The following is a 24,189-nucleotide window of genomic DNA, read 5'->3' as shown; positions in this document are numbered from 1 at the left end:
CTTCAAGCTGTAAAAACAAAATATGCGCCGCCAACGCTCGCGGCGATCCAGGCCTTATTTGTAGCTGGCCCAAGACTTGCCAACAAACGACGATTAGGCGAGATATCATTCCGTTTATTCATGCTAAGAACAAAAAGAGGCGTGCCGTGCTGAATAAAAGACATTTGCCCTCGATCACCGCCCTGCAGTGTTTCGAAGCGGTCACCCGCCACCTGAGTTTTACTCGCGCCGCCGAAGAGCTGAACCTTACCCAGAGCGCCGTCAGCAAACAGGTCGCGCAGCTGGAAGAACTGCTGCAGCACCTGCTGTTTCGCCGGGTGCGCCGTCGCTTGCAGATGACCCCGGCGGGCGATCTGTACCTGGTGGAAGTGCGCAAGATCCTCACCCAGGTGGAGATGTCCACCCATTACCTGCGCTCCTACGGCGGCGAGACTGAAGTGCTGCGGGTCTCCACGCCCTACACCTTCGGCGCGCGCTGGCTGGTGCCGCGCCTCAAGGGCTGGCGACTGCGGCATCCGCAGATTCACCTGGACCTGTGCAACGAACAGGAGCCCGACGAACTGCTGCAAGGCAAGGCCGACCTGGCCTTCTACTTCGGCCAGGGCTCACGGCCTGGCACTGAAAGCCTGAAGCTGTTCAGCGAAGAACTGGTGCCCGTGTGCTCGCCCGACAGCCTGCCCGCGCAACCGTTTACCGACCCCACGCAACTCAGCGAACTGGTGCTGCTGCAAAACGCCTCGCGCCCTCAGGGCTGGCACGACTGGTTCGCCGCCCAGGGTTATCACACCGAACACAGCTACCACGGGCCGCGCTTCGAAACCTTTTATATGTGCATCCGCGCCGCACAAGTGGGCTGCGGCGTGGCGCTATTGCCCAGGTTTCTGGTGGAAGAAGAGTTGGCCGAAGGCAAGCTGGTGATCCCCTGGCAGCACGCGATGCCGAGCCAGGATGCCTATTACCTGGCCTACCCCGAGCACTCGGCGGAAGTGCCCAAGGTGCGGGATTTTGTGAAGTGGATGATGGAGCAGGTTGAGTCTGATTGAGGCGCGTCGCCTGCAATACCGCCTTCGCGAGCAAGCCCGCTCCCACATTTGAAATGCATTCCAAATGTGGGAGCGGGCTTGCTCGCGAAGGCGTCAAGGGCCAAACAACAATGCCCAGCTGAAAAAACACTGGCAAAACAGCACAGGTCTATGCGCCACTAGCGCCATTCCTTAATTGTGCGTAAAGGTCGGTGCCCATCGCCGACCCGTCTGGAGATTCCCGTTATGAGCGAGAGTGTGTTTGCCGATCGCATCGTGCAGAACCTGCTCGACACCGACTTCTACAAGCTGACCATGATGCAGGCGGTGCTGCACAACTACCCGAACGTGGAAGTTGAATGGGAGTTTCGTTGCCGTAACAGTGAAGACCTGCGTCCGTACCTGGCGGAGATCCGCTACCAGATCGAGCGCCTCGCCGAGCTGAGCCTGAGCCCCGACCAGTTGGGTTTCCTGGAGCGCATCAGCTTCATGAAGCCGGACTTTCTGCGCTTCCTCGGGTTGTTTCGCTTCAACCTGCGCTACGTGCACACCGGCATCGAAAACGGCGAGCTGTTTATCCGCCTGCGCGGGCCGTGGCTGCATGTGATCCTGTTTGAAGTGCCGATGCTGGCCATCGTCAGCGAAGTGCGTAACCGCTATCGCTACCAGACCGTGATCCTCGAACAGGCCCGCGAGCAGCTGTATCGCAAGTTCGACTGGCTGACGGCGAATGCCAGCGTCGAAGAACTTTCCGAATTGCAGGTGGCGGATTTTGGCACCCGTCGGCGCTTCTCCTACCGCGTGCAGGAAGAAGTGGTGAACGTGCTCAAGCACGATTTCCCCGGGCGTTTTGTCGGCACCAGCAACGTGCACCTGGCCCGCGAGCTGAACATGAAGCCGCTGGGCACCATGGCCCACGAATGGATCATGGCCCACCAGCAACTCGGCCCGCGGCTGATCGACAGCCAGATCGCCGCCCTCGACTGCTGGGTGCGCGAGTACCGTGGCCTGCTGGGCATCGCCCTGACCGATTGCATCACCACCGATGCGTTCCTCGGCGATTTCGACCTGTACTTCGCCAAGCTCTTCGACGGCCTGCGCCACGACTCCGGTGACCCGGTGCAATGGGCCGAAAAGGCAATCGCCCACTATCACAAGCTGGGGATCGAGCCGATGAGCAAGACCCTAGTGTTCTCCGACAGCCTGTCGCTGCCCAAGGCGCTGGAGATTTTCCGCGCGCTGCGTGGTCGGATCAATGTGAGCTTCGGCATCGGCACCAACCTGACCTGTGATATTCCCGGTGTGGAACCGATGAGCATCGTGCTTAAAATGACTGCCTGTAATGGCCAGCCCGTCGCGAAGATTTCCGATGAAGCGGGCAAGACCCACTGCACCGATCCGAACTTTGTCGCCTATTTGCGCCACGTTTTCAAAGTACCTGCCCTACCCAGCAAGGAGTGAATCATGCAAGCCGTACAGCGCCAGATTGCTGAACAGCTCAAGGTCCAACCACCGTTCAAGGACCAGGCCGCCCTTGAGGCGGAGGTCGCCCGGCGCGTTACCTTTATCCAGGACTGCCTGCTCAATTCAGGCCTCAAGACGTTGGTGCTGGGCATCAGCGGCGGCGTCGACTCCCTGACCGCCGGCCTGCTGGCCCAGCGTGCGATGCAAGAGTTGCGTGCTGCCAAGGGAGACGACGCCTACCGCTTTATCGCGGTGCGCCTCCCCTACGAAACCCAGTTCGACGAACACGACGCCCAGGCATCCGTGGACTTTATCGAACCCGACGAGCGCCACACGGTGAACATCGGCCCGGCGGTGAAAGCCCTGGCCAATGAAGTGGCAGCGTTTGAAGGCAAGGCCGCCGTCTCCCGGGACTTCGTACTGGGCAACACCAAGGCGCGCATGCGCATGGTGGCGCAGTACACCATCGCCGGCGCGGCCGGTGGTTTGGTGATCGGTACCGACCATGCGGCGGAAGCCGTGATGGGCTTTTTCACCAAGTTCGGTGATGGCGCCTGCGACCTGGCGCCGCTGAGCGGGCTGGTGAAGAACCAGGTACGCGCGATTGCCCGGCACTTTGGTGCACCGGAATCGTTGGTGGAGAAAATCCCGACGGCTGACCTGGAAGACCTGTCGCCGGGCAAGCCGGACGAAGCGTCCCATGGCGTGACCTATGCCGAGATCGATGCGTTCCTGCACGGCGAGCCGGTGCGCGAGGAAGCCTTCAAGATCATCTGCGACACCTATCGCAAGACCGAGCACAAGCGGGTGATGCCGTTTGCACCCTGAGCTGACGTAGCCGTTCATTGTGGCAAAAGGGCTTGTTGTGCTGAGGGACTTTGCTGTGGTGAAGGAGCTTGCTGTGGCGAGGGAGCTTGCCCACAGCCCAAAAAAAGCGCCCCGACGGGCGCTTTTTTTTGCCTGAAAATTGCTTACTTCAGGGTCACAGTGCCTTTCATCATCGAGATGTGGCCTGGGAACGAGCAGAAGAACGCATAGTCAGTGCCTGCCGCCAGCTTCGACACATCGAAGGTCACGGAGTCTTTCTCGCCAGCACCGATGATCTTGGTGTGGGCGATGATGCGGGTGTCGCCGTCTTTCAGGTAGTTCTTGTCGATACCGGCGGCCATGCCGTCGCTGGCGATCCCAGGCATGTCGGCGGCGGAGCTCAGCACCCAGTTATGGCCCATGACGTTTTTAGGCAAGCTGCCGGAGTGGGTCAACTCAACGGTGAACGTCTTGCAGCTCTTGTCGATTTCGATGGCCTTGGTGTTGAAGGACATCTGGTCAGTGGAGTCGACAGTGACCTTGCACTCTGCAGCAAGCAACTGGCCGCTAGCCAGAGTCAGCAGGGAAACAGCAACGAGTTTGGCAAACATGTGAATCTCCAGGGCAGGGTTTAAAAAACGCATATTGCGACAAGGGTGCCTGAGGCAGGCGGGAATTCTTATGATCTGCATCAACAGATTGTATACAACTTCAGGCTATCAGACTCATCGACACAATCTACCGGCCAAAGTCCGGATGCCGGCCTATGATCGGCCCATCACCCTTCCGGAGTCCGAGCCATGCCCCTCAATAGCCTGTTCCGCAGCCTGCTTGCCGCCTATGCCTGTGGCGCCAGCGGCACCTACGAAACGCCTCAACGCGAGGTTTAATCCTTTGAGAGACGCAAGCCAGCCTTTACTCTTTAGCCACAACTGAGTGGAGTCAGGTATGTCCTTGAAGTCTGTCTGTGTGTTTTGCGGTGCCAGCAGCGGCACCCACCCGGCCTACCGTGAAGCAGCCGTAGCCCTCGGGCGCGCGCTGGCCGAGCGCAAGCTGACCCTGGTGTACGGCGGTGGCGCCGTGGGCCTGATGGGTATCGTCGCCGATGCCGCCCTGGAAGCCGGCGGTGAAGTGATCGGGATTATTCCCGAAAGCCTGAAAAACCTCGAAATCGGCCACAAAGGCCTGACCCGCCTGGAAGTGGTCGACGGCATGCACGCCCGCAAGGCCCGCATGGCCGAGCTGAGCGACGCCTTTATTGCGCTGCCGGGCGGCCTGGGCACCCTGGAAGAACTGTTCGAAGTCTGGACCTGGGGCCAGCTCGGCTACCACGGCAAACCGCTGGGCTTGCTCGAAGTGAACGGCTTTTACCGCAAGTTGACCGATTTTCTTGATCATATCGTCGGCGAAGGCTTCGTCCGGGCCCCGCATCGTGCCATGCTGCAAATGAGCGAATCGCCGGCTGAGCTGCTTGACGTACTGGATGCCTGGCAACCGCTGGTCTTGCCCAAATGGGTGGACCAAAAACCCGATTAACCCTTGGGACGCGATTAAAGGCAGAATACGCGCCGCTCAACCTCACCTTCGACCCCAGAGGATCGCCCATGGCAAAACCTAATTACTCCTTCGCCAAACGTCAGAGAGACTTGGCCAAAGAGCAGAAGAAAGAGGAAAAGCTGCAGCGCAAGAAAATTGCAGCCGACGAAGAAGCCGGTGCACTGAACCCGGATGCTGAAGGTACAGTGGCTACAGATGACACCGAAGCACCGAAAGACGCTGAATAGGTGATCGTTCCCACGCTCCGCGTGGGAATGCATCCTGGGGCGCTCCGCGTCCCGATTTGAGATATGTGCAGGGTGACGCAGAGCGTCACAGCAGGCATTCCCACGCGGAGCGTGGGAACGATCTTGTGCATTACTCCAGCGGCATCACCGTCACCCGCACTTCCGGGTCATGGCTCCCTCCCCCCAGAATCACCCCTCGCAACGGCGAAACATCAGAAAAATCCCGGCCCCAGGCCAGGGTGATGTGTTCCAGTGCCGGCTGCACATTGTTGGTCGGATCAAAATCCACCCAACCCGACACCGGGCAAAACACCGATACCCACGCGTGGGACGCATCCGCGCCGATCAACCGTGGCTGGCCGGGCGGTGGCTGGGTCAGCAGGTAACCACTGATATACCGCGCCGCCAGGCCCCGGGAGCGCAGGCACGCGAGCATCAGGTGGGCGAAGTCCTGGCACACGCCGCGCCGGCGCTCCAGCACTTCCACCAGCGGCGTGGCGACCTGGGTGGCCTCGGCATCGAAGGTGAACTCGCTGAAAATCTTTTCCATCAGCGCCTGTACACCCAGCAGCAACGGGCGACCGGCCGGGAAACAGTCTTCGGAGAACTCGACGAAGCTTTTCTTCAAATGCACATAGGGCGATTCGAACCGATAGCGGCAGGCCTCGATCACTTCGGCCGACAGCGGCTGGCTGCTGTAGGTCAGGCCGTTGCGGGTCTGGTCCCAGGCCGGCGACAGGCTGAAATCCAGCACCGGCCGCGCCAGCACTTCCACCGTCAGCCCGGCGTTGACCAACAGTTCATCATGGGGCCGCTCGAACGCCAGCCGGGTGATCGGGTTACCAAACACGTCCAGCTCATCCCGGCGCGAGGTCGGCTCGGGGCTGATCTCCAGTTGCTGCGAGCTGCAACGCTGCCACGCGCAAGGCCGCGGCCACAGGTGCGCCAGCTGCTGGGCCAGGGACACCGGGCTGTCGTAGTGGTAATGGGTATCGTGGAAAATCTGGTAGCGGGCACTCATCACACAGACACCGTTTGCTGGCTGACATCGTCCACATGGGCAAAATGGCGCAAGGCCAGGCGGTCGGAGACTTGCCCGCTTTCATCGGCCACCGCTTGCAGCAGGTCGGCCAGGCCGTCCAGCGCAGCGCGCACGCTGGACTCGCCGAACAGCGGGTTCTCCAGGCAACCCAGGTCAAAGCGCGCCAGGCGCTCCACCAATGGCGCCAGTCCGGTTTCCCGGGGCACGCCGAAATCGTCATTCAAGCGGCGCAAGGTGCGGCTCACCAGCTTCAGCTGGAACAGCACCGCGTGGGGGTTTTGCTCATCCAGCAGCAACAGGTCCAGCACCGGGATCAATTGCGGCACCGCGAGGTAGCGCGATCGATAGGTGATACTGCTGTTGCCCAGTTCCAGCAACCATTCCAGCCCGGCCTGATCGAACACCGCCACGCCGCGCAGGAACGCCGCCAGGCTGCTGCTGAGAAACTGCAGGCGCTCAATGCGCCGGCCCATCATCAAGAAACGCCAGCCTTCGTCGCGAGTCATGTCGTCGAGGGCAAAGCCCGACAGCGCCGCGAGGGACATCACCAGGCGGTTGAGGAAATCCAGCAGTTCGCCGAAGTCCGGTTCTTCGCTCTCAAGCTCCAGGGCTTCGCGCTGCAACTCCACCAGCGCCTGCCAGTTTTCCCGGGACAGCTTGCCGCGCACCTGGGACGCCGCCCACTGCAAACGCTGCAAGTTAGCCCGCAGGCTCGACGGCCAGTCATCACCGAGCAACGCCGCCTGAAGCCGCTCAGGCAATTCGCCCTCCTCCGGCAACAGTCGCAGGTTCTCACCCAGCTCAACGGCCGCCTGCAGCGCCAGCGGGTCGTCTCCGTCGACATAGCGGGCGAGGACGATCCGCAGCCAGCGCGCGCTGTCATCACAGCGCTCGCAATAACGGCCAAACCAGAACAGGTTTTCCACCACCCGCGACGGCAGGTACGGATCACGCCGCACCAGGTCGTGGGCGCCGATGGCCCGCTGGGCGCGCCATTGCTCGGTGCCGAGGGCGCGTTCGCCGAGCACCCAGGTGTCCTTGCTTGCACCGCCGCGCTGCATCGACACCACTTCGGCATCGGCTTCCGCTGCCACGCGGGTCAAGCCACCGGGCAAAACCCGGTAACCGCCGGCGCTGGCTACGGCGTACACACGCATGCCGATGGCGCGGTGTTGCAGGTGATCGTCGACGGTGTGCCAGACCGGCGCCTGTGACAACTGCGCCAGTTCCTGGGCGACGTAGGCGTAAGGCCGCGCGCGCATGCGTTCGGCCAGGGCCTCACGCTGTTCGTCGTTCAAATCGCGACCAAACACCGGGGCGAAACTTTGCGACGGGAACGCCGGCTTGATCAGCAGCTCCGGCAGTTTTTCCAGGGCTTCGGCCAGCACCGGCGCTTCACCGCACCACCAGGTGGCGATGGACGGCAGGATCAGTTCTTCGCCAAACAGGAATTGATTGATCTTCGGCAAAAAGCCCAGCAGGCCAGGGGATTCCAGCACGCCACTGCCCAGGGCGTTGGCCACCAGCACATTGCCTTGGCGCACAGCGTCCAACAGGCCAGGCACGCCGAGGGCCGAGTCGGTGCGCAGTTCCAGCGGGTCGCAGAAGTCGTCGTCCAGGCGACGCATGATCGCGTGCACCCGGCGCAGGCCGCTGAGGGTTTTCAGGTACACCGTGGCGTCGCGCACGGTCAGGTCGCCGCCTTCCACCAGCGGGTAGCCGAGCTGGCGGGCGAGGTACAAATGTTCGAAATAGCTTTCGTTGAAGCGGCCCGGAGTCAGCAGCACGATCAACGGTGGCTGGTCGTCGCTCGGCGCCTGGCGGGCCAGGGTTTCCTGCAAGGTGCGGAAAAACCCGGTGAGGTGCTGCACCTGCAAGTCACGGTACAGGTCCGGGAAGGCGCGGGACACGATGGTGCGGTTTTCCAAAGCATAACCGGCGCCGGACGGGGCCTGGGTACGGTCGGCGGTCACCCACCAGCGGCCATCCGGCGTACGCGCCAGGTCCACGGCGTACAGGTGCAGAAACGCGCCGTCGGGCGGCTGGATGCCCTGGCACGGCCACAGGAAATTGTTATGGCCGAACACCAGTTCTGCCGGCAGCAATCCTTCGGCGATCAAACGTTGCGGGCCATAGAGATCGGCCAGTACCGCATTCAACAGGCGCGCACGCTGGGCGATGCCGGCGGAGAGTTGCTTCCACTCATCGGCGGCCAGCACGTGGGGCAACAGGTCCAGCTCCCAGGGGCGATCGGCGCCCTTGGGGTCGGCGTAGACGTTGTAGGTCACGCCGTTTTCCTGGATCTGCCGGGTCAGCAAGGCCTGGCGCTGAGCCAGTTGCGCCGGGGTGCTGCGTTGCAGGTGATCGAGCAGGCGCTGCCAATGGGCACGAACCGCGCCGCTGTCGTCCAGCAGTTCGTGATAAGTGCCCGCGGTCAGCGGGTAACGGTCGAGCAAATCGGGCATGGAACGCTCGGCAGGGGCAAGGGAAGTCAGATTAACTCACAAACCACGCGATCCAACTGTGGGAGCGGGCTTGCTCGCGAAAGCGGAGTGTCAGTCACTTAACGTGTTTCTGATACACCGTATTCGCGAGCAAGCCCGCTCCCACATTTTGAATCGCATTTAGTCATTCTTATTGGGGAAGCGCCGTAAATCCAGGGTCATCGGCAATTCATCATTGATCACCACACTCGGCACCGGCAATTTCCCGGGGCTGTGTCCCAGACGGAAAAACCGTGCCATCCGCCGGCTTTCAGCTTCATTGGCATTCACCGGCAGGCTGTCGTAATTGCGTCCGCCCGGGTGGGCGACATGGTACTGGCAACCACCCAGCGAGCGCTGCATCCACGTGTCCAAAAGGTCAAACACCAGCGGCGCATGCACCGGGATGGTCGGCTGCAAACAGTTGGCCGGCTGCCACGCGCGATAGCGCACGCCAGCCACAAACTCGCCCACGCGCCCGGTGGGTTGCAACGGCACCGGGATGCCGTTGCAGGTCAGCAGGTAACGCTGGGGCGGCAGGCCGCTCAACTTGACCTGCAAGCGCTCCAGGGACGAGTCAACGTAACGCACCGTGCCGCCCACCGCGCCCTCCTCGCCCAGCACGTGCCAGGGTTCCAGGGCCTGGCGCAGCTCCAGTTCGATACCGCTGACGGCATAGTCGCCGACCTTGGGAAAACGGAATTCCAGGTGCGCGGCAAACCATTCAGCCCGCAGCGGATAACCGGCCGCGTTCAGCTCGACGATCACGTCGGCAAAATCCTGCTCGATAAAGTGCGGCAGCAGGAAGCGGTCGTGCAATTCCGTGCCCCAGCGCGCCAGCTTTGGCGGCGCATAGGGTTCACGCCAGAAGCGCGCGACCAGTGCCCGCAACAGCAGTTGTTGGGTCAGGCTCATGCGCGCGTGAGGCGGCATTTCAAAGGCGCGCAGTTCCAGCAGGCCCAGGCGGCCGGTGGCGCCGTCCGGCGAGTAGAGCTTGTCGATGCAGAACTCGGCGCGGTGGGTGTTGCCTGTGACGTCGATCAGCAGGTTGCGCAGCAGGCGGTCCACCAACCAGGGCGGGCATTCTTCGCCCACTTCGGGCATTTGGGCGAAGGCAATTTCCAGCTCGTACAGCGCATCGTTACGCGCTTCGTCGACCCGTGGAGCCTGGGAAGTCGGGCCGATGAACAGGCCGGAAAACAGGTATGACAACGACGGGTGGTTATGCCAGTAGCTGATCAAACTGCGCAGCAGGTCGGGACGCCGCAGGAACGGCGAATCCTTCGGCGTGGCACCACCGAGCACAAAATGGTTACCGCCGCCGGTGCCGGTGTGGCGGCCGTCGATCATGAATTTTTCAGTGGTGAGGCGGGTTTGCCGGGCTTCCTCGTAGAGAAACTCGGTGCGCTCCACCAACTCGTCCCAGGTGGCGGACGGCTGCACGTTGACCTCGATCACCCCCGGGTCCGGTGTCACCCGGAAGTTGCTCAGGCGTGGGTCGCTTGGTGGCTCGTAGCCTTCCAGCAGTACCGGGCAATGCAGCTCTTCAGCGGTGGCCTCGATGGCCGCCACCAGTTCCAGATAATCCTCCACCCGCTCCAACGGCGGCATGAACAAGTAGAGCCGGCCTTCCCGCGCTTCGGCACACAGGGCGGTGCGGGTCAGCCAGTCGGCGGATTCGTCGATCTTCGGAATGCGGTCTTTGCTGGCGGCCGACTCACCGTGGCTTTGCAACTGTGAGGGGGTCGGCAAGTCGGCCAGGTCCTGGTTGGGATCGGTGGGATGTACGAACGGATAGTCCGCCGCCGTCACCCACGGCTGCGAGGCCAGTGGCAGGCGATAACCCAGGGGCGAATCACCCGGCACGAGGCGGCAATGGTTGTCCCGCAGGTACCAGCGGCCGCTCTGCCAGCGGTCATTGGCCGCCGTACGTGCCAGCGGCAGCACTTGGCCGATGACTTTATCCAGGCCTTGGCTGAAGACTTTGCGCAGGCGTTCGCGCTCAAGCTTGTCCTCCAGGCGCGGATCTTCGGCGGTGACGTTCTGCGGCAAGGCGCCTTCGCGCCACAGGTAATAGAAATTGTCTTCGTAGGCCGGGAATACAAACTGCGCAGGCAGTTTCAGGCGCTCGGCGACGCTGGCCAGAAAACGCCCGGCCATCACGCCGTCGGCGCCATAGCTTTGTTGCTCATCGGCGATCAATGCGCTGTTGTGCCAGATCGGCACGCCGTCGCGGCGCCAGTAGCAGTTGAGGGACCAGCGTGGCAGTTGTTCGCCGGGGTACCACTTGCCCTGGCCAAAGTGCACCAGGCCCTTGGGCGCGTAGTGCTTGCGCATGCGCTGGAACAGCTCGGCAGACAATCGGCGTTTGTCCGGGCCGAGAGCGGCGGTGTTCCATTCCGCACCGTCGGGGTCGTCGATGGAGACAAAGGTCGGCTCGCCGCCCATGGTCAGGCGCACGTCGTCCTTGAGCAGGTCACCGTCGATCTGCCGGCCCAGGGCCTGGATGGCCAGCCACTGCTCTTCGGTGTAGGGCTTGGTAACCCGTGGGGCTTCCCAAATCCGCTCTACGGACATCTCGTGGGTAAATTCGCACTCGCAGGGTTCCACCAGGCCACTGATGGGCGCTGCTGAGGAAGGATCAGGACTACAAGCCAACGGGATATGCCCTTCACCGGCGAACAAGCCGGAGGTGGCATCGAGACCGATCCAGCCGGCGCCGGGCAAATACACTTCGCACCAGGCATGCAGGTCGGTGAAATCCACCTCAGTGCCGGACGGGCCGTCGAGGGCTTTGACGTCGGCGGTCAGCTGGATCAGATAGCCGGACACAAAGCGTGCCGCCAACCCGAGATTACGCAGCAGTTGCACCAGCAACCATGCCGAATCCCGGCAGGAACCGGAGGCGTTTTCGAGGGTGAATTCCGGGGTCTGTACGCCTGGTTCCATGCGGATCAAGTAACCGATATCGGCGGCCAGGCGCTGGTTGAGGCCCACCAGGAAATCCACCGCCGGCAACGGCGTGCGGTCGATACCCGCCAGATACGCGGCGAATCTCGGGGTCAGGGGCAATGTTTCCAGGTACGGCGCCAGCTCGCGCTGCTCATCGGCGGCGTAGCTGAACGGGATTTTTTCGGCGTAGGGTTCCAGGAAGAAATCGAACGGATTGAATACCGCCATCTCCGCGACCAGGTCGACTTCGATGCGCAACTCGTCAGTCTTTTCCGGGAACACCAGACGCGCCAGGTAATTGCCCTGGGGGTCTTGTTGCCAATTGATGAAGTGCTGCTCCGGCAGCACCTTCAGCGCATAGGACAGAATCCGCGTGCGGCTATGAGCCGCCGGACGCAGACGAACAATCTGTGGGCCGAGCTCGACCGCGCGGTCGTAGCGGTAATGCGTAACGTGGTGCAACGCGACATGAATCGACACGGCGGCCTCCTGCGAGCCAGGGCATGAAAACAAAGCGCGCAAGACTTATGCCAGAGCAGCAGTCATTACGCTTTATCGTGGGACCCGGTGCAGTACAGCACCAAAACGGCGCGATGGCTGCCGTCGTGGTGCGAGGGTTGCACATATTTGTGGCGGGAGTGTGAGGGTGGGTGGTGAATCTACCCAGTCACCGTGCTTTGTGCTTGGCGATCACGGCTTCGCGCAGGTGGCGCACTTCGCGCAGTTTCTGGCGCATTTCGCGGTGGCGGTTGCTGTTGAGCAGCAATAACCCCAACAACGGGAAGAGTACAGCCGAGCCATAGACCAGCACGTGAGAGGTGTATTGAATCATCGGCAATACGAACAGCAGGCAACATCCCAGGTAACCCGCCATCAAGCCGGTGGCCCACGAGCGTCCGCGCGCGATCATTACGTTGCCAAACACTATCACCGTGACCAACACCAGAATGGCAATCCCGGAGTAGCTGGATTTGAGCCCCGGATCAACGCCACGTAAATAAGTCACGCCCGCCAGGGATACAGCAGACGCCCCGGAAAAGATCGCCATGAAGATGGTGCCCATGAACACCGGGAAATAGCGTGCGAGAAAACTGCCCATGTCGGGAAAACCGTTCATTCCGTCAGGTCCTCGTACAAGCCAATTGCAAGGGTGCTGGCGGCGCCAACATTCCCGGAACGATAGCTGCCGGTGAGGCCTAATATGCCACCCAGTGCATCTTTCATTTGGGTCAGGGTTGCGTGGCGAATTTCGGTGGAGCTGAAACTCTTCGTCAGCTTGCCTGTGCGCTGCTGCAACTTGAGCAACTTGGGCGTCAGGCTGGGATCCCTCAGGCTCAGCAGTTCCTTGGTCAACTTCTTGCGTTCCTGGCGGCTCAAGCCCTTGAGCAGCTCGTACCAACTCTTGCCCAACGCCGCGGCCTTGTTGGCCTTGAGCAATCTCACCGTCGTCAGTGCGCCGGTGCCGATCCCCACCAAAGAAGCGGCATCAAGGATGGGGGAAACAGCGCCGTACCATTCGGCGTCATCCATACGGTCATTGGCATCGGGGTCAAGGATTTCGTTGTAGGTACGCGCTACGCCAAACCCACATTGCGCGCTGCTGGCCAGCGCCGCCGTCACACCAATGCCGACCACAAAGGCACTGGCTCCCGCCGTAAACGGTACGGCAACGCTGCCGCTGAAGACAACGATCCAGCCGATCACAGCAGCGGAGCATGACAACCCCATATCGAACGTCTCGCTCATGAGGCGCCCTTCCCGAGGGTTGGTCTTCACCTGCTCCACAAACTGTGCGGGGGCTATGTATTTTTGCGCCTCACGCAAAATGATGCGCTTGGGCCTGATGCTGCAAATCGGTTTGAATTCGCGCAGGGTGACGACATTGAAGTCAGCATCGATATACACCACGCCCGCCCCCACAATGCCGGGATCGGCGTCGATGGCAGCAAACAGGCGTGGCAGGTTGATCTGGCTTTCGATGCGCTGGCGGGCCATGAACTGGGAGCGGTTGGAGTCCATGCCGATGCCAAGCAGGGGGCTGCTCATGGGGTGTTCTTCCTTGAAAATGGGTGGTGACTGAACTGACGCTTTCGCGAGCAAGCCCGCTCCCACATTTGACCGCATTCCCCTGCCGGAACCCGGTCAAGTGTGGGAGCGGGCTTGCTCGCGAAGGCGATTTAATGGGCGCCACCTTAACAAACAGGCTACCCACCCGCTAGAAAGCAAAACGCCAGCACGAGGCTGGCGTTTTGCGATTCAGGCTGCGATCAACGCGGCACGACCGGCTTGCGGGCTGGCTTCTTGCCTTTGCCCTTGGCGGCGTCAGTGCGTTCCTTGGCGGCCTGCTTGTTGCGCGCCATGGCCGCGGCCTTGGCTTGCTCACGCTTGTCCCACGGGTTGCTGCCGTCACTGCCACGGGGCGGCAGGCCGGTGTGCTGGGTGAGGATCCTGGTGGTGGTTTCCTTCGCAACCTTGTGGCTGCCAGCCGGCGTCGAGTTCTTGCGACGGGCGCTCTGGTAGCTGTCGGTGGCCGGCTGGTGCAACGGGATCAGTTGCTCCTTGCCCGGCCCGATCAGGTCGGCACGACCCATGCGGGTCAAGGCTTCACGCAGCATCGGCCAGCCTTTCGGGTCGTGGTAGCGCAGGAAGGCCTTGTGCAGACGGCGCTGTTCTTCGCTCTTGACGATGGTCACCGCGTCGCTCTTGTAGGTGACCTTGCGCAGTGGGTTCTTGCCCGAGTGGTACATCGCCGTGGCGGTGGCCATTGGCGACGGGTAGAACGCCTGCACCTGGTCGGCGCGGAAGCCGTTGCCCTTGAGCCACAGGGCCAGGTTCATCATGTCTTCATCGGTGGTGCCCGGGTGGGCAGCGATGAAGTAAGGAATCAGGTACTGCTCCTTGCCCGCTTCCTTGGTGTACTTCTCGAACATGCGCTTGAACTTGTCATAGCTGCCAATGCCCGGTTTCATCATCTGGTTGAGCGGACCTTCCTCGGTGTGTTCCGGGGCGATCTTCAGGTAGCCACCGACGTGGTGGGTCACCAGCTCCTTGACGTACTCCGGCGACTCGACCGCGAGGTCATAGCGCAGGCCGGAAGCGATCAGGATCTTCTTCACACCCGGCAACGCACGGGCGCTGCGGTACAGCTGGATCAGCGACGAGTGGTCGGTGTTCAGGTTCGGGCAGATGCCCGGGAACACGCAGGATGGCTTGCGGCACGCGGATTCGATTTCCGGGCTCTTGCAGGCGATGCGGTACATGTTCGCGGTCGGGCCGCCGAGGTCGGAGATGACGCCGGTGAAGCCTGGCACCTTGTCGCGGATCTCTTCGATTTCGCGAATGATCGACTCTTCGGAACGGTTCTGGATGATCCGGCCTTCGTGCTCGGTGATCGAGCAGAAGGTGCAGCCGCCGAAGCAGCCACGCATGATGTTCACCGAGAAGCGGATCATGTCGTAGGCCGGGATCTTTTCCTTGCCGTACGCCGGGTGTGGAACACGGGCGTAAGGCATGCCGAACACGTAGTCCATTTCTTCGGTGGTCATGGGAATGGGCGGTGGGTTGAACCACACGTCCACTTCGCCGTGCTTCTGTACCAGAGCACGGGCGTTGCCCGGGTTGGTTTCCAGGTGGAGCACGCGGTTGGCGTGGGCATACAGCACCGAGTCACCACGGACTTTTTCCACGGACGGCAGACGAATCACCGTCTTGTCACGGGTCATGCGCGGGCTGGCCAGGATCTGTACGACCTTGGCCTCTTCCGGGTCTTCAACCGGGCCTTTTTCCTGCTCGATGGCGCAGGCCTGGGTGTCCTGGGTGTTCACGTACGGATTGATGATCTTGTCGATCTTGCCCGGACGGTCGATACGGGTGGAGTCCACCTCGTACCAGCCTTCAGGCGTGTCACGGCGAATGAACGCGGTGCCGCGCACGTCGGTGATGTCTTCGATCTTGTGGCCCCACGACAGGCGCTGGGCAACTTCGACAATGGCCCGCTCGGCGTTGCCGTACAGCAGGATGTCGGCGCAGGCATCGATCAGGATCGAGTTACGAACGCGATCCTGCCAATAGTCGTAGTGGGCGATGCGGCGCAGGGACGCTTCGATGCCGCCGAGCACGATCGGCACGTGCTTGTAGGCTTCCTTGCAGCGCTGGCTGTAGACCAGGCTCGCGCGGTCCGGACGTTTGCCAGCCATGCCACCGGGGGTGTAGGCGTCATCGGAACGGATTTTCTTGTCGGCGGTGTAGCGGTTGATCATCGAGTCCATGTTGCCGGCCGCGACGCCGAAAAACAGGTTCGGCTCGCCGAGCTTCATGAAGTCGTCTTTGGACTGCCAGTTGGGCTGGGCAATGATCCCGACGCGAAAGCCCTGGGACTCCAGCAGCCGGCCGATGATTGCCATGCCGAACGACGGATGGTCCACGTACGCGTCACCGGTGACGATGATGATGTCGCATGAATCCCAGCCAAGCTGATCCATCTCCTCCCTGCTCATGGGCAGGAATGGCGCAGGACCGAAACATTCGGCCCAGTACTTGGGATAGTCAAATAACGGCTTGGCTGTTTGCATGACGGTGACCGGTGTTGAGATGAAAAATCGCGGGCGCGGAATATAGCACAAATTTTGACCAATTCCGACCTTTGCAGTCGGAATTGGCGGGACGGCTTTTTACTCGTCTTCGAAGTTGTAGCTGCCCGGCGCCAGGTTTTCGAAGCGGGTGTATTTACCGATAAAGGCCAGGCGCGTGGTGCCAATTGGCCCGTTACGCTGTTTACCGATGATGATTTCGGCGATGCCTTTATGCTCGGTCTCCGGGTGATACACCTCGTCCCGGTAAACAAACATGATCACGTCAGCATCCTGCTCGATCGCTCCGGATTCCCGCAAGTCGGAGTTGATCGGGCGTTTGTTCGGGCGTTGCTCCAGGGACCGGTTGAGCTGCGACAGGGCAACCACCGGGCAGTTGAATTCCTTGGCCAGGGCTTTCAACGAGCGGGAAATCTCGGAAATCTCGTTGGTCCGGCTGTCGCCGCTGGAACCCGGGATCTGCATCAACTGCAGGTAGTCGATCATGATCAGGGCAATGTCGCCATGCTCCCGCACCAGGCGTCGGGTACGCGCGCGCATTTCCGAAGGGCTGATGCCCGCGGTGTCATCAATAAACAGCTTGCGGTCATTGAGCAGGTTGACCGCCGAGGTCAGGCGCGGCCAGTCGTCATCTTCCAGGCGACCGGCACGCACCTTGGTCTGATCGATGCGACCCAGGGACGACAACATACGCATGATCAGCGATTCACCTGGCATCTCCAGGGAGTAAACCAGGACGGCCTTGTCGCTGCGCAACACGGCGTTTTCCACCAGGTTCATGGCGAAGGTGGTTTTACCCATGGACGGACGGCCGGCGACGATGATCAAGTCCGCAGGCTGCAGGCCGCTGGTCATGCCATCGAGGTCGGTGTAGCCGGTGGACAGGCCGGTGATGGCGTTGTCGGTGTTGAACAGGGTATCGATACGGTCGATGGCCTTGGTCAGCAGGTCGTTGACGCTGACCGGGCCACCGGTTTTCGGCCGGGCCTCGGCGATCTGGAAGATCTGGCGTTCGGCTTCGTCGAGAATCTCTTCAGCGGTACGGCCTTCCGGGTTGAACGCGCTGTCGGCGATCTCGGTGGCGATGCCGATCAGTTGGCGCAACGTGGCCCGCGCACGGACGATCTGCGCATAGGCCTTGATGTTGGCGACCGATGGCGTGTTTTTCGCCAGCTCGCCCAGGTAACCCAGGCCGCCCACTTGGGACGTCTGGCCTTCCTTGTCCAATTGCTCGGCCAGGGTCACCACGTCGATCGGTGAGTTCTGGTCGGCCAACTTGGCAATGGCGCGGAAGATCAGGCGGTGGTCATGACGGTAGAAATCGCCGTCCGAGACTTGATCCAGCACGCGTTCCCAGGCGTTGTTGTCCAGCATCAAACCACCGAGCACGGCCTGTTCGGCCTCGATGGAATGTGGCGGCACCTTCAGGGCGGCGGTTTGCAGGTCATATTGCTCAGGTGCGGAGATATCGTTCATGGCCACTTGGAATAGTTGGAGAATCAGGGGCTACAGAAAAACAAAAGCCAGAAAAACAAAAGGCACGACCTGTGAACAGGATCGTGCCCGATGTTAACCGCCCGGCACGCGAGGTGCCAGTCAGTTTGGTGCTGCTTAAGCTGCTACCACAACAACGCGTACGGTTGCTTCGACTTCAGCGTGCAGGTGCACGGCTACATCGAATTCGCCAACGTTGCGGATGGTGCCGTTCGGCAGACGAACTTCGCTCTTCTGCACTTCAACGCCGGAGGCGGTCAGTGCATCAGCGATGTCGTGGGTGCCGATCGAACCGAACAGCTTGCCTTCGTCACCGGCGGTGGCAGTGATAGTCACTTCCAGCTCAGCCAGTTGGGCAGCGCGAGTTTCGGCCGAAGCTTTTTTGTCTGCTGCTGCTTTTTCCAGCTCAGCACGACGCTCTTCAAACGCAGCCAGGTTGGCAGCGGTTGCAGCGGTGGCTTTGCCGTATGGCAGCAGGTAGTTACGACCGTAGCCGGCCTTAACGTTCACTTTGTCGCCCAGGTTGCCCAGGTTGGCGACTTTTTCCAGAAGGATCAGTTGCATGTGAAAATCCTCTAACTTTTAACCTTCACCGTTCGCGTTATCGGCGTCTTTCGGCGCCAGACGACCGCGAAAATCAATCAGGCCGTCGACAATGGCCAAGACCACGAGTAACGGATAGATCAGCTGCATGAACAGCAACAGCGTCACGTACAACCCCACCAGCCAGAATCTGCCCAGTCGCTTTTGCGCCACCAGCCCATGAATCAGGGATAGCCCGGCGAATACCAGCGGTACGCTGCACAACGGCACCAACAGCGCCAGGCCAAACGTCGGCCCGACCACCATGAACGCCAGCAGCAACATCGCCGGTCCAGCGGGGATTCTGATACTGCGAAATTCGCGACCAAAACCACCCGGGTTATACAACAACGCCTGCCAGTAACGCCCAAGAATCAGGCTCAGCACGCTGACAATCTGCAACAGTGCCGCTATCAGGCCGGTCAGCATCGGTGCAACCACTGACGCGAAGCGCGCTCGCTCCTCTACCGATAACTGCTGGTAGAGATCCCCGAGGGCCAGCGGCAGGATCTTTATGATCTCCTGCGCCAGCGCCTCGATTTGCGGGCGGAAAGCCGCGCCAAGCGCCAGTGAATACACCAACCCCAATGCCACGCTGACCAGCAGCGTACGGACCCAGGACTCACTTGCGCGTAAAACCAACGCAAGGGCCGATGAACCGAGCAGTACCAGAAGTACCCGTGGATCATCGAACTTCAACCACCAGACCAAGGCCGGCAGTATTCCCAGGGCAAGAACGCCAAGGGCGTCCTTCAAACCGCGCCGCAGGAGCACAAGGCAACCCGCGGCAGCACCCAACCAATACAACAACGGCAATGCTGCACATCCAGCCACTACGAGAGTGGCCTGCACACGACCGCGCATGATGAACTCAGCTAAGGCGCGCATGCATTCAATCCCTTACTACTTGTCGACTGCCCGGTCTCAGCGGCCGTGGCTGTCGGTGTAGGCCAGCAGGGCCAGGAAGCGGGCGCGCTTGATAGCGGTGGCCAGCTGACGCTGATAACGAGCTTTGGTACCGGTGATGCGGCTTGGAACAATTTTGCCGGTCTCGGATACGTAGGCTTTCAGAGTGTTGAGATCTTTGTAATCGATCTCCTTCACGTCTTCAGCGGTGAAGCGGCAGAATTTACGACGACGGAAGAAACGTGCCATTTGATAGGCTCCTTAAAAGGTCCGTGGATTACTCGTCAGCGTTATCGCTGTTGTCGCTGTCATCACTATCAGCGCTTTCAGCGCCTTCGTGCTCAGGACGGTCGCGACGCTCACGGCGCTCACTGCGGTTTTCTTCAGCCTTGAGCATCTCGGATTGGCCGGTAACGGCTTCTTCGCGACGGATGACCAGGTTACGGATCACTGCATCGTTGTAGCGGAAGTTGTCTTCCAGCTCGGCCAGGGCCTTGCCAGTGCATTCAACGTTCAGCATCACGTAGTGAGCCTTGTGAACATTGTTGATTGCATAGGCCAGTTGACGACGGCCCCAATCTTCCAGACGGTGGATTTTGCCGCCGTCTTCTTCGATCAGCTTGGTGTAACGCTCTACCATGCCGCCGACTTGCTCGCTTTGATCCGGGTGGACCAAAAAGATGATTTCGTAATGACGCATGAATGCTCCTTACGGGTTGTAGCCTGCCGCTCAAAAACGGTCAGACAAGGAGTGAATGACACTTATGGATCTTGCCGAAGGGAGGCACATGCGTGCCTGCCATGAAGGCAAGGGGCGCAATTGTAGAGAAGGGGGAGAACGGGCGCAAGGTGATTGGTGATTATTTGAACAACCCCCATACACCACAAAAACAAATGTGGGAGGGGGCTTGCTCCCGAAAGCGGTGTGCCAATCGCCAAATGCACTGGCTGATACACCGTATTCGGGAGCAAGCCCCCTCCCACATTTTGACTTGCGCCAGACTTGGCTATTTCTTGGCTTTAGCCTTGGCGCCACGCTGGCGCTGGGCTTCGAACAGGCAGACGCCCGTTGCGACTGAAACGTTGAGGCTGCTGACGCTACCGGCCATCGGCAGGTGCACCAGGTAGTCGCAATGCTCGCGGGTCAGGCGGCGCATGCCCTTGCCTTCGGCACCCATGATCAGGATGGTCGGGCCGGTGAGGTCCTGGTCATAAATGCTGACCTCAGCCTCCCCTGCCGTACCCACGACCCACAGGCCGCGCTGCTGGAGTTTCTCCAGGGTGCGCGCCAGGTTGGTCACAGCCACCAGCGGAATCACTTCCGCCGCACCACAGGCGACTTTACGCACCACAGGCGTCAAGGTTGCCGACTTGTCTTTAGGCACGATCACCGCCAACGCACCGGCAGCATCCGCCGAACGCAGGCAGGCGCCGAGGTTGTGCGGATCGGTCACGCCGTCGAGCACCAGCAACAGCGGCGCGCCTTCGGTGCGATCGAGCAGCTCGTCAAGCATCGCTTCGCCCCAGACCTGGCTCGGACTTACATCGGCGACCACGCCTTGGTGAACACCTTCGACCCAGACATCCATCTCGCGACGTTCGGCCTGGCCGATGGCGACTTTATTTTGGTTGGCCAGTTCGACCAGCGCTTGAACACGCGGCTCACTGCGCCCTTCTGCCAACCACACCTGCTTGACGCGTTTCGGGTGGTGACGCAGCAATGCTTCTACGGCGTGTACGCCGTAGATTTTTTCCAGACTCATGACTTGGCCTTAGGTTTGCGCGACCCGCCGCTTTTCGCGGGGGCCGAACCCGCTTTTGGCGGGCCTTTACGGTGTTTACTCGGCTTGCTCGACGGCTTTTCCGCCTCGCGGGACTTTCCCCCAGACGCCGCTTTACCACCGCTTTTGGCTTCGTTGAGCAACTGCTGCTTCAACTCGCGGCTCTTGCGCAGCTCGGCGTTTTTCGCCGCGGCATCGCTAGGGCGATAGGCTTCCGGGGCCTTGTCCTTGGCAGACGAACGACGCGCAGGCTTGGCGGGCGCTGGCTCGGCGACCGCTGCTTTCGCAGGAGTACCTTTGCCTTTGCTTGCCGGCGCAGTCGTTTCGCCGCCACGTTTTTTACGGCCAGTCGGCTCGGCTGGTTTATCAGGCATGCCGAAGTCGATCTTGCGTTCGTCGAGGTCGACGCGCATGACCTGCACTTCCACGGTGTCGCCCAGACGGAAGCTGCGACCGGTGCGCTCGCCCGCCAGGCGGTGATGCACAGGGTCGAAGTGGTAGTAGTCACCCGGCAAGGCGGTGACGTGCACCAGGCCCTCGACGTAGATGTCGGTCAACTCGACGAACAGGCCAAAACCGGTCACGGCGGTGATCACGCCAGGGAACGACTCGCCCACGCGGTCTTTCATGAACTCGCACTTGAGCCAATTCACTACGTCGCGGGTCGCTTCGTCGGCACGGCGCTCGCTCATGGAGCACTGCTCGCCCAACTGTTCCAGGGCCGCTTCGTCGTACGGATAGATCCGTGCCTTCGGAATGGTCATTGCACCAGCGCGCTTGACGTGCGGGGTGTTCTGCTTGGAATGGATCACGCTGCGGATCGCCCGGTGCGTGAGCAAGTCCGGGTAACGGCGAATCGGCGAGGTGAAGTGGGTGTACGCCTCGTAATTCAAGCCGAAGTGGCCCTGGTTATCGGCGCTGTACACCGCCTGGCTCAGGGAGCGCAGCATGACGGTCTGGATCACGTGGTAATCCGGACGGTCCTTGATGCTCGCGAGCAGGGCCTGGTAGTCCTTCGGCGTCGGGCCGTCCTTGCCTTTGTGCAGGGACAGGCCGAGCTCACCGAGGAACGCGCGCAGCTTCTCCAGACGCTCCGGCGGCGGGCCGTCGTGCACCCGGTACAAGGCCGGAATCTCGTGCTTTTTCAGGAATTCTGCAGTGGCCACGTTGGCCGCCAGCATGCATTCCTCGATCAGCTTGTGAGCATCATTACGGGTGGTCGGGGTGATCGCAGCGATCTTGCGCTCGGAACCGAAGACAATCCGGGTTTCCTGAGTTTCAAAGTCGATCGCGCCACGCACGTGACGAGCGCCCAGCAGCACTTTGTACAGCGCATAGAGCTGCTTGAGGTGCGGCACGACATGGCCGTACTCACCGCGCAGGGCTTTGGCTTCGCTGGTTTTCGGCTGTTCCAGGATGGTGCTGACCTTGTTGTAGGTCAGGCGCGCCTGGGAGTGGATCACCGCTTCGTAGAACTGGTAGTCGGTCATTTCGCCGGTTTTCGAGATGGTCATCTCGCACACCATGGCCAAACGGTCGACTTTCGGGTTCAGGGAGCACAGGCCGTTGGACAGCTGCTCAGGCAGCATCGGGATAACGCGCTCGGGGAAGTACACCGAGTTGCCGCGCACCTGGGCTTCGTTGTCCAGGGCCGAACCAATCTTCACGTAGCTGGACACGTCGGCAATCGCGACGAACAACTTCCAGCCGCCGGAGAACAGGCGCAGCTTGCCTGGCTTGGCTTCGCAGTAGACCGCATCGTCGAAGTCGCGGGCATCTTCGCCGTCAATGGTGACGAACGGCAGATGGCGCAGGTCGATGCGTTTTTCTTTGTCTTTTTCTTCGACTTCCGGCTTGAGCTTGGCGGCTTCTTTGAGCACAGCCTCAGGCCAGACGTGAGGGATATCGTAGGTGCGCAGCGCAACATCGATTTCCATGCCCGGCGCCATGTAGTTGCCGACCACTTCGACGATATCGCCCTGTGGCTGGAAGCGCGCAGTGGGCCAGTGGGTGATTTTCACCTCGACGAACTGGCCAACCTTGGCGGCGCCATTGCGGCCCGGGGTGATCAGCACTTCCTGCTGGACCTTCGGGTTATCCGGCACGACAAAGCCGATGCCGCCTTCTTCGAAGTAACGGCCAACGATGGACTCGTGGGCACGGGACACCACTTCGACGATCACGCCTTCGCGGCGACCGCGACGGTCGAGGCCGGAAACGCGCGCCAGGGCACGGTCGCCATCGAACACCAGGCGCATTTGCGCCGGGCTCATGAACAGGTCGTCGCTGCCATCATCCGGGATCAGGAAGCCGAAACCGTCACGGTGGCCGGCAATGCGACCGAGGATCAGGTCGAGCTTGTCCACCGGCGCGTAGGTGCCCCGGCGGGTGTAGATCAACTGGGCATCGCGTTCCATGGCGCGCAGGCGGCGACGCAGGGCTTCGAGCTGGTCTTCGGTGGTCAGACCGAATTCTTCAACCAACTGCTCGCGGCTAGCAGGCGAACCCCGATCGGCGAGGTGCGCCAGGATCAGTTCGCGGCTAGGAATAGGGTTTTCATATTTTTCCGCTTCACGAGCGGCCTCGGGATCGAGGGACTGCCAATCGGCCATTAGAGAGTTTTCACCTTGTCTATATGCGGGTTAGTTTGGCATACGCGTATTGAAACGGGAAATTTCAGGTGTCGACAAGCCCGTAAAAGCACTTTGCAGCCCCTGGAACGCACCTTGCGCGACCGCCGGCGAAATATTCCAGACTTTTTTCATGGCAGGGCTTTACAGCTCAAAATAGCCTCCGTATAGTGCGCGCCATCGACGACGGCAACGTTGTTGATGCTGCCCAGGTGGTGAAATTGGTAGACACGCCAGCTTCAGGTGCTGGTGATCGCAAGGTCGTGGAAGTTCGAGTCTTCTCCTGGGCACCAATTTCAAACTCAAGGTTCTGCCTTGAGTCTCCAAAAACCCGCGAAAGCGGGTTTTTGCGTTTCAGGCCTTTGATTTTTAACGAGAATCTTGATTTATATTTTTGAATCAGGGGTTTACAGATCAAAAAGCCCTCCGTATAGTTCGCTCCATCAACAGCGCAAGCGTTGATAATGCCCAGGTGGTGAAATTGGTAGACACGCCAGCTTCAGGTGCTGGTGATCGCAAGGTCGTGGAAGTTCGAGTCTTCTCCTGGGCACCAAATTCAGATCAAACCCGCGAAAGCGGGTTTTTTCGTTTCCGGGGTTTGAAAACCTGACCGGTGATTTCCCCCCTCGTCCGCACTTGAGAAGTTTTATCGT

At 60.8% G+C, this 24,189-nt stretch carries 19 protein-coding genes and 2 tRNA genes; 7 read left to right on the top strand and 14 right to left on the bottom strand.

Annotation, left to right across the window (positions count from 1 at the left end; all coding sequences use genetic code 11):
• Positions 1-146 precede the first annotated feature (146 nt).
• The 3 genes from D109_RS0119560 to nadE all read left to right on the top strand — a co-directional run bounded on the left by D109_RS0119560 (position 147) and on the right by nadE (position 3,314).
• Positions 147-1,043, top strand: coding sequence for a LysR family transcriptional regulator (locus D109_RS0119560; protein ID WP_017478360.1), 897 nt, complete (start codon positions 147-149; stop codon positions 1,041-1,043).
• A gap of 225 nt (positions 1,044-1,268) precedes the next feature.
• On the top strand, positions 1,269-2,483 hold the full coding sequence (gene pncB / locus D109_RS0119555) for a nicotinate phosphoribosyltransferase (protein ID WP_017478359.1): 1,215 nt from the start codon (positions 1,269-1,271) through the stop codon (positions 2,481-2,483).
• A gap of 3 nt (positions 2,484-2,486) precedes the next feature.
• The gene (nadE, locus tag D109_RS0119550) at positions 2,487-3,314 is read left to right on the top strand and encodes an ammonia-dependent NAD(+) synthetase (protein WP_017478358.1); all 828 of its coding nucleotides are present in this window, start codon (positions 2,487-2,489) and stop codon (positions 3,312-3,314) included.
• 143 nt (positions 3,315-3,457) lie between these two features.
• Here nadE and azu read toward each other — a convergent pair whose 3' ends face one another.
• The gene (gene azu, locus D109_RS0119545; RefSeq protein WP_008439083.1) at positions 3,458-3,904 is read right to left on the bottom strand and encodes an azurin; all 447 of its coding nucleotides are present in this window, start codon (positions 3,902-3,904) and stop codon (positions 3,458-3,460) included.
• A gap of 337 nt (positions 3,905-4,241) precedes the next feature.
• Between azu and D109_RS0119535 the strand changes: the two genes are divergently transcribed.
• Together D109_RS0119535 and D109_RS0119530 are read left to right on the top strand one after the other, a co-directional pair.
• A complete protein-coding gene (locus tag D109_RS0119535) occupies positions 4,242-4,829 on the top strand; it encodes a TIGR00730 family Rossman fold protein (protein WP_017478356.1) in 588 nt (195 codons plus the stop codon).
• Between the two features lie 68 nt (positions 4,830-4,897).
• The gene (locus D109_RS0119530; RefSeq protein ID WP_017478355.1) at positions 4,898-5,077 is read left to right on the top strand and encodes a hypothetical protein; all 180 of its coding nucleotides are present in this window, start codon (positions 4,898-4,900) and stop codon (positions 5,075-5,077) included.
• Between the two features lie 130 nt (positions 5,078-5,207).
• On the opposite strand, the gene D109_RS0119525 is transcribed toward D109_RS0119530, so the two are convergent.
• From D109_RS0119525 to rnr, 13 genes are all read right to left on the bottom strand, one after another.
• The gene (locus D109_RS0119525) at positions 5,208-6,098 is read right to left on the bottom strand and encodes a transglutaminase family protein (RefSeq protein ID WP_017478354.1); all 891 of its coding nucleotides are present in this window, start codon (positions 6,096-6,098) and stop codon (positions 5,208-5,210) included.
• Positions 6,098-8,584, bottom strand: coding sequence for a circularly permuted type 2 ATP-grasp protein (locus tag D109_RS0119520; protein WP_017478353.1), 2,487 nt, complete (start codon positions 8,582-8,584; stop codon positions 6,098-6,100). Before D109_RS0119520 ends, D109_RS0119525 begins: the two co-directional genes overlap by 1 nt.
• A 159-nt stretch (positions 8,585-8,743) precedes the next feature.
• The gene (locus D109_RS0119515) at positions 8,744-12,034 is read right to left on the bottom strand and encodes a DUF2126 domain-containing protein (RefSeq protein ID WP_017478352.1); all 3,291 of its coding nucleotides are present in this window, start codon (positions 12,032-12,034) and stop codon (positions 8,744-8,746) included.
• A gap of 187 nt (positions 12,035-12,221) precedes the next feature.
• Positions 12,222-12,671, bottom strand: a complete 450-nt coding sequence (locus tag D109_RS0119510; protein ID WP_017478351.1) for a hypothetical protein — start codon at positions 12,669-12,671, stop codon at positions 12,222-12,224.
• Complete coding sequence (locus tag D109_RS0119505; protein WP_017478350.1) at positions 12,668-13,600, bottom strand: NAD synthetase; 933 nt, start codon at positions 13,598-13,600, stop codon at positions 12,668-12,670. Before D109_RS0119505 ends, D109_RS0119510 begins: the two co-directional genes overlap by 4 nt.
• A gap of 221 nt (positions 13,601-13,821) precedes the next feature.
• A complete protein-coding gene (locus tag D109_RS0119500) occupies positions 13,822-16,125 on the bottom strand; it encodes a YgiQ family radical SAM protein (protein WP_026078089.1) in 2,304 nt (767 codons plus the stop codon).
• Between the two features lie 99 nt (positions 16,126-16,224).
• Positions 16,225-17,619: a replicative DNA helicase gene (gene dnaB / locus D109_RS0119495; RefSeq protein WP_003217484.1), complete on the bottom strand. Its 1,395-nt coding sequence runs from the start codon at positions 17,617-17,619 to the stop codon at positions 16,225-16,227.
• A gap of 135 nt (positions 17,620-17,754) precedes the next feature.
• Positions 17,755-18,201 (bottom strand): 50S ribosomal protein L9, encoded by a 447-nt coding sequence (gene rplI, locus D109_RS0119490; RefSeq protein ID WP_003171376.1) that lies wholly within the window; start codon positions 18,199-18,201, stop codon positions 17,755-17,757.
• Between the two features lie 18 nt (positions 18,202-18,219).
• On the bottom strand, positions 18,220-19,107 hold the full coding sequence (locus tag D109_RS0119485) for a hypothetical protein (RefSeq protein WP_026078088.1): 888 nt from the start codon (positions 19,105-19,107) through the stop codon (positions 18,220-18,222).
• Between the two features lie 36 nt (positions 19,108-19,143).
• On the bottom strand, positions 19,144-19,374 hold the full coding sequence (rpsR, locus tag D109_RS0119480; protein WP_002551829.1) for a 30S ribosomal protein S18: 231 nt from the start codon (positions 19,372-19,374) through the stop codon (positions 19,144-19,146).
• Between the two features lie 28 nt (positions 19,375-19,402).
• Positions 19,403-19,825, bottom strand: coding sequence for a 30S ribosomal protein S6 (rpsF, locus tag D109_RS0119475; RefSeq protein WP_003217491.1), 423 nt, complete (start codon positions 19,823-19,825; stop codon positions 19,403-19,405).
• A 307-nt stretch (positions 19,826-20,132) separates the two neighbouring features.
• Positions 20,133-20,888, bottom strand: coding sequence for a 23S rRNA (guanosine(2251)-2'-O)-methyltransferase RlmB (gene rlmB, locus D109_RS0119470; RefSeq protein ID WP_003217493.1), 756 nt, complete (start codon positions 20,886-20,888; stop codon positions 20,133-20,135).
• The gene (gene rnr / locus D109_RS0119465; protein ID WP_017478347.1) at positions 20,885-23,518 is read right to left on the bottom strand and encodes a ribonuclease R; all 2,634 of its coding nucleotides are present in this window, start codon (positions 23,516-23,518) and stop codon (positions 20,885-20,887) included. The genes rlmB and rnr overlap by 4 nt, the downstream gene beginning before the upstream one ends.
• A gap of 224 nt (positions 23,519-23,742) precedes the next feature.
• On the opposite strand from rnr, the gene D109_RS0119460 reads away from it, so the two are divergent.
• Positions 23,743-23,829: transfer RNA gene (locus D109_RS0119460), tRNA-Leu, on the top strand.
• Positions 23,830-24,002: 173 nt separating this feature from the next.
• A tRNA-Leu gene (locus tag D109_RS0119455) sits at positions 24,003-24,089 on the top strand.
• The last annotated feature ends 100 nt before the right edge of the window (positions 24,090-24,189 follow it).

The sequence above is a fragment of the Pseudomonas sp. PAMC 26793 genome (assembly GCF_000313235.1).
GTDB classification, from domain to species: domain Bacteria; phylum Pseudomonadota; class Gammaproteobacteria; order Pseudomonadales; family Pseudomonadaceae; genus Aquipseudomonas; species Aquipseudomonas yamanorum.
Note: the sequence above shows the minus strand (reverse complement) of the source record. Positions and strands in the feature narration are given on the sequence as shown.

Excerpts from the sequence above, each read along its gene's own strand:
- pncB (WP_017478359.1), top strand. The coding sequence starts at position 1,269 with ATGAGCGAGAGTGTGTTTGCCGATCGCATCGTGCAGAACCTGCTCGAC.
- nadE (WP_017478358.1), top strand. The coding sequence starts at position 2,487 with ATGCAAGCCGTACAGCGCCAGATTGCTGAACAGCTCAAGGTCCAACCA.
- azu (WP_008439083.1), bottom strand. The coding sequence starts at position 3,904 with ATGTTTGCCAAACTCGTTGCTGTTTCCCTGCTGACTCTGGCTAGCGGC.
- D109_RS0119535 (WP_017478356.1), top strand. The coding sequence starts at position 4,242 with ATGTCCTTGAAGTCTGTCTGTGTGTTTTGCGGTGCCAGCAGCGGCACC.
- D109_RS0119530 (WP_017478355.1), top strand. The coding sequence starts at position 4,898 with ATGGCAAAACCTAATTACTCCTTCGCCAAACGTCAGAGAGACTTGGCC.
- D109_RS0119525 (WP_017478354.1), bottom strand. The coding sequence starts at position 6,098 with ATGAGTGCCCGCTACCAGATTTTCCACGATACCCATTACCACTACGAC.
- D109_RS0119520 (WP_017478353.1), bottom strand. The coding sequence starts at position 8,584 with ATGCCCGATTTGCTCGACCGTTACCCGCTGACCGCGGGCACTTATCAC.
- D109_RS0119510 (WP_017478351.1), bottom strand. The coding sequence starts at position 12,671 with ATGAACGGTTTTCCCGACATGGGCAGTTTTCTCGCACGCTATTTCCCG.
- D109_RS0119505 (WP_017478350.1), bottom strand. The coding sequence starts at position 13,600 with ATGAGCAGCCCCCTGCTTGGCATCGGCATGGACTCCAACCGCTCCCAG.
- D109_RS0119500 (WP_026078089.1), bottom strand. The coding sequence starts at position 16,125 with ATGCAAACAGCCAAGCCGTTATTTGACTATCCCAAGTACTGGGCCGAA.
- dnaB (WP_003217484.1), bottom strand. The coding sequence starts at position 17,619 with ATGAACGATATCTCCGCACCTGAGCAATATGACCTGCAAACCGCCGCC.
- rplI (WP_003171376.1), bottom strand. The coding sequence starts at position 18,201 with ATGCAACTGATCCTTCTGGAAAAAGTCGCCAACCTGGGCAACCTGGGC.
- D109_RS0119485 (WP_026078088.1), bottom strand. The coding sequence starts at position 19,107 with ATGCGCGCCTTAGCTGAGTTCATCATGCGCGGTCGTGTGCAGGCCACT.
- rpsR (WP_002551829.1), bottom strand. The coding sequence starts at position 19,374 with ATGGCACGTTTCTTCCGTCGTCGTAAATTCTGCCGCTTCACCGCTGAA.
- rpsF (WP_003217491.1), bottom strand. The coding sequence starts at position 19,825 with ATGCGTCATTACGAAATCATCTTTTTGGTCCACCCGGATCAAAGCGAG.
- rlmB (WP_003217493.1), bottom strand. The coding sequence starts at position 20,888 with ATGAGTCTGGAAAAAATCTACGGCGTACACGCCGTAGAAGCATTGCTG.
- rnr (WP_017478347.1), bottom strand. The coding sequence starts at position 23,518 with ATGGCCGATTGGCAGTCCCTCGATCCCGAGGCCGCTCGTGAAGCGGAA.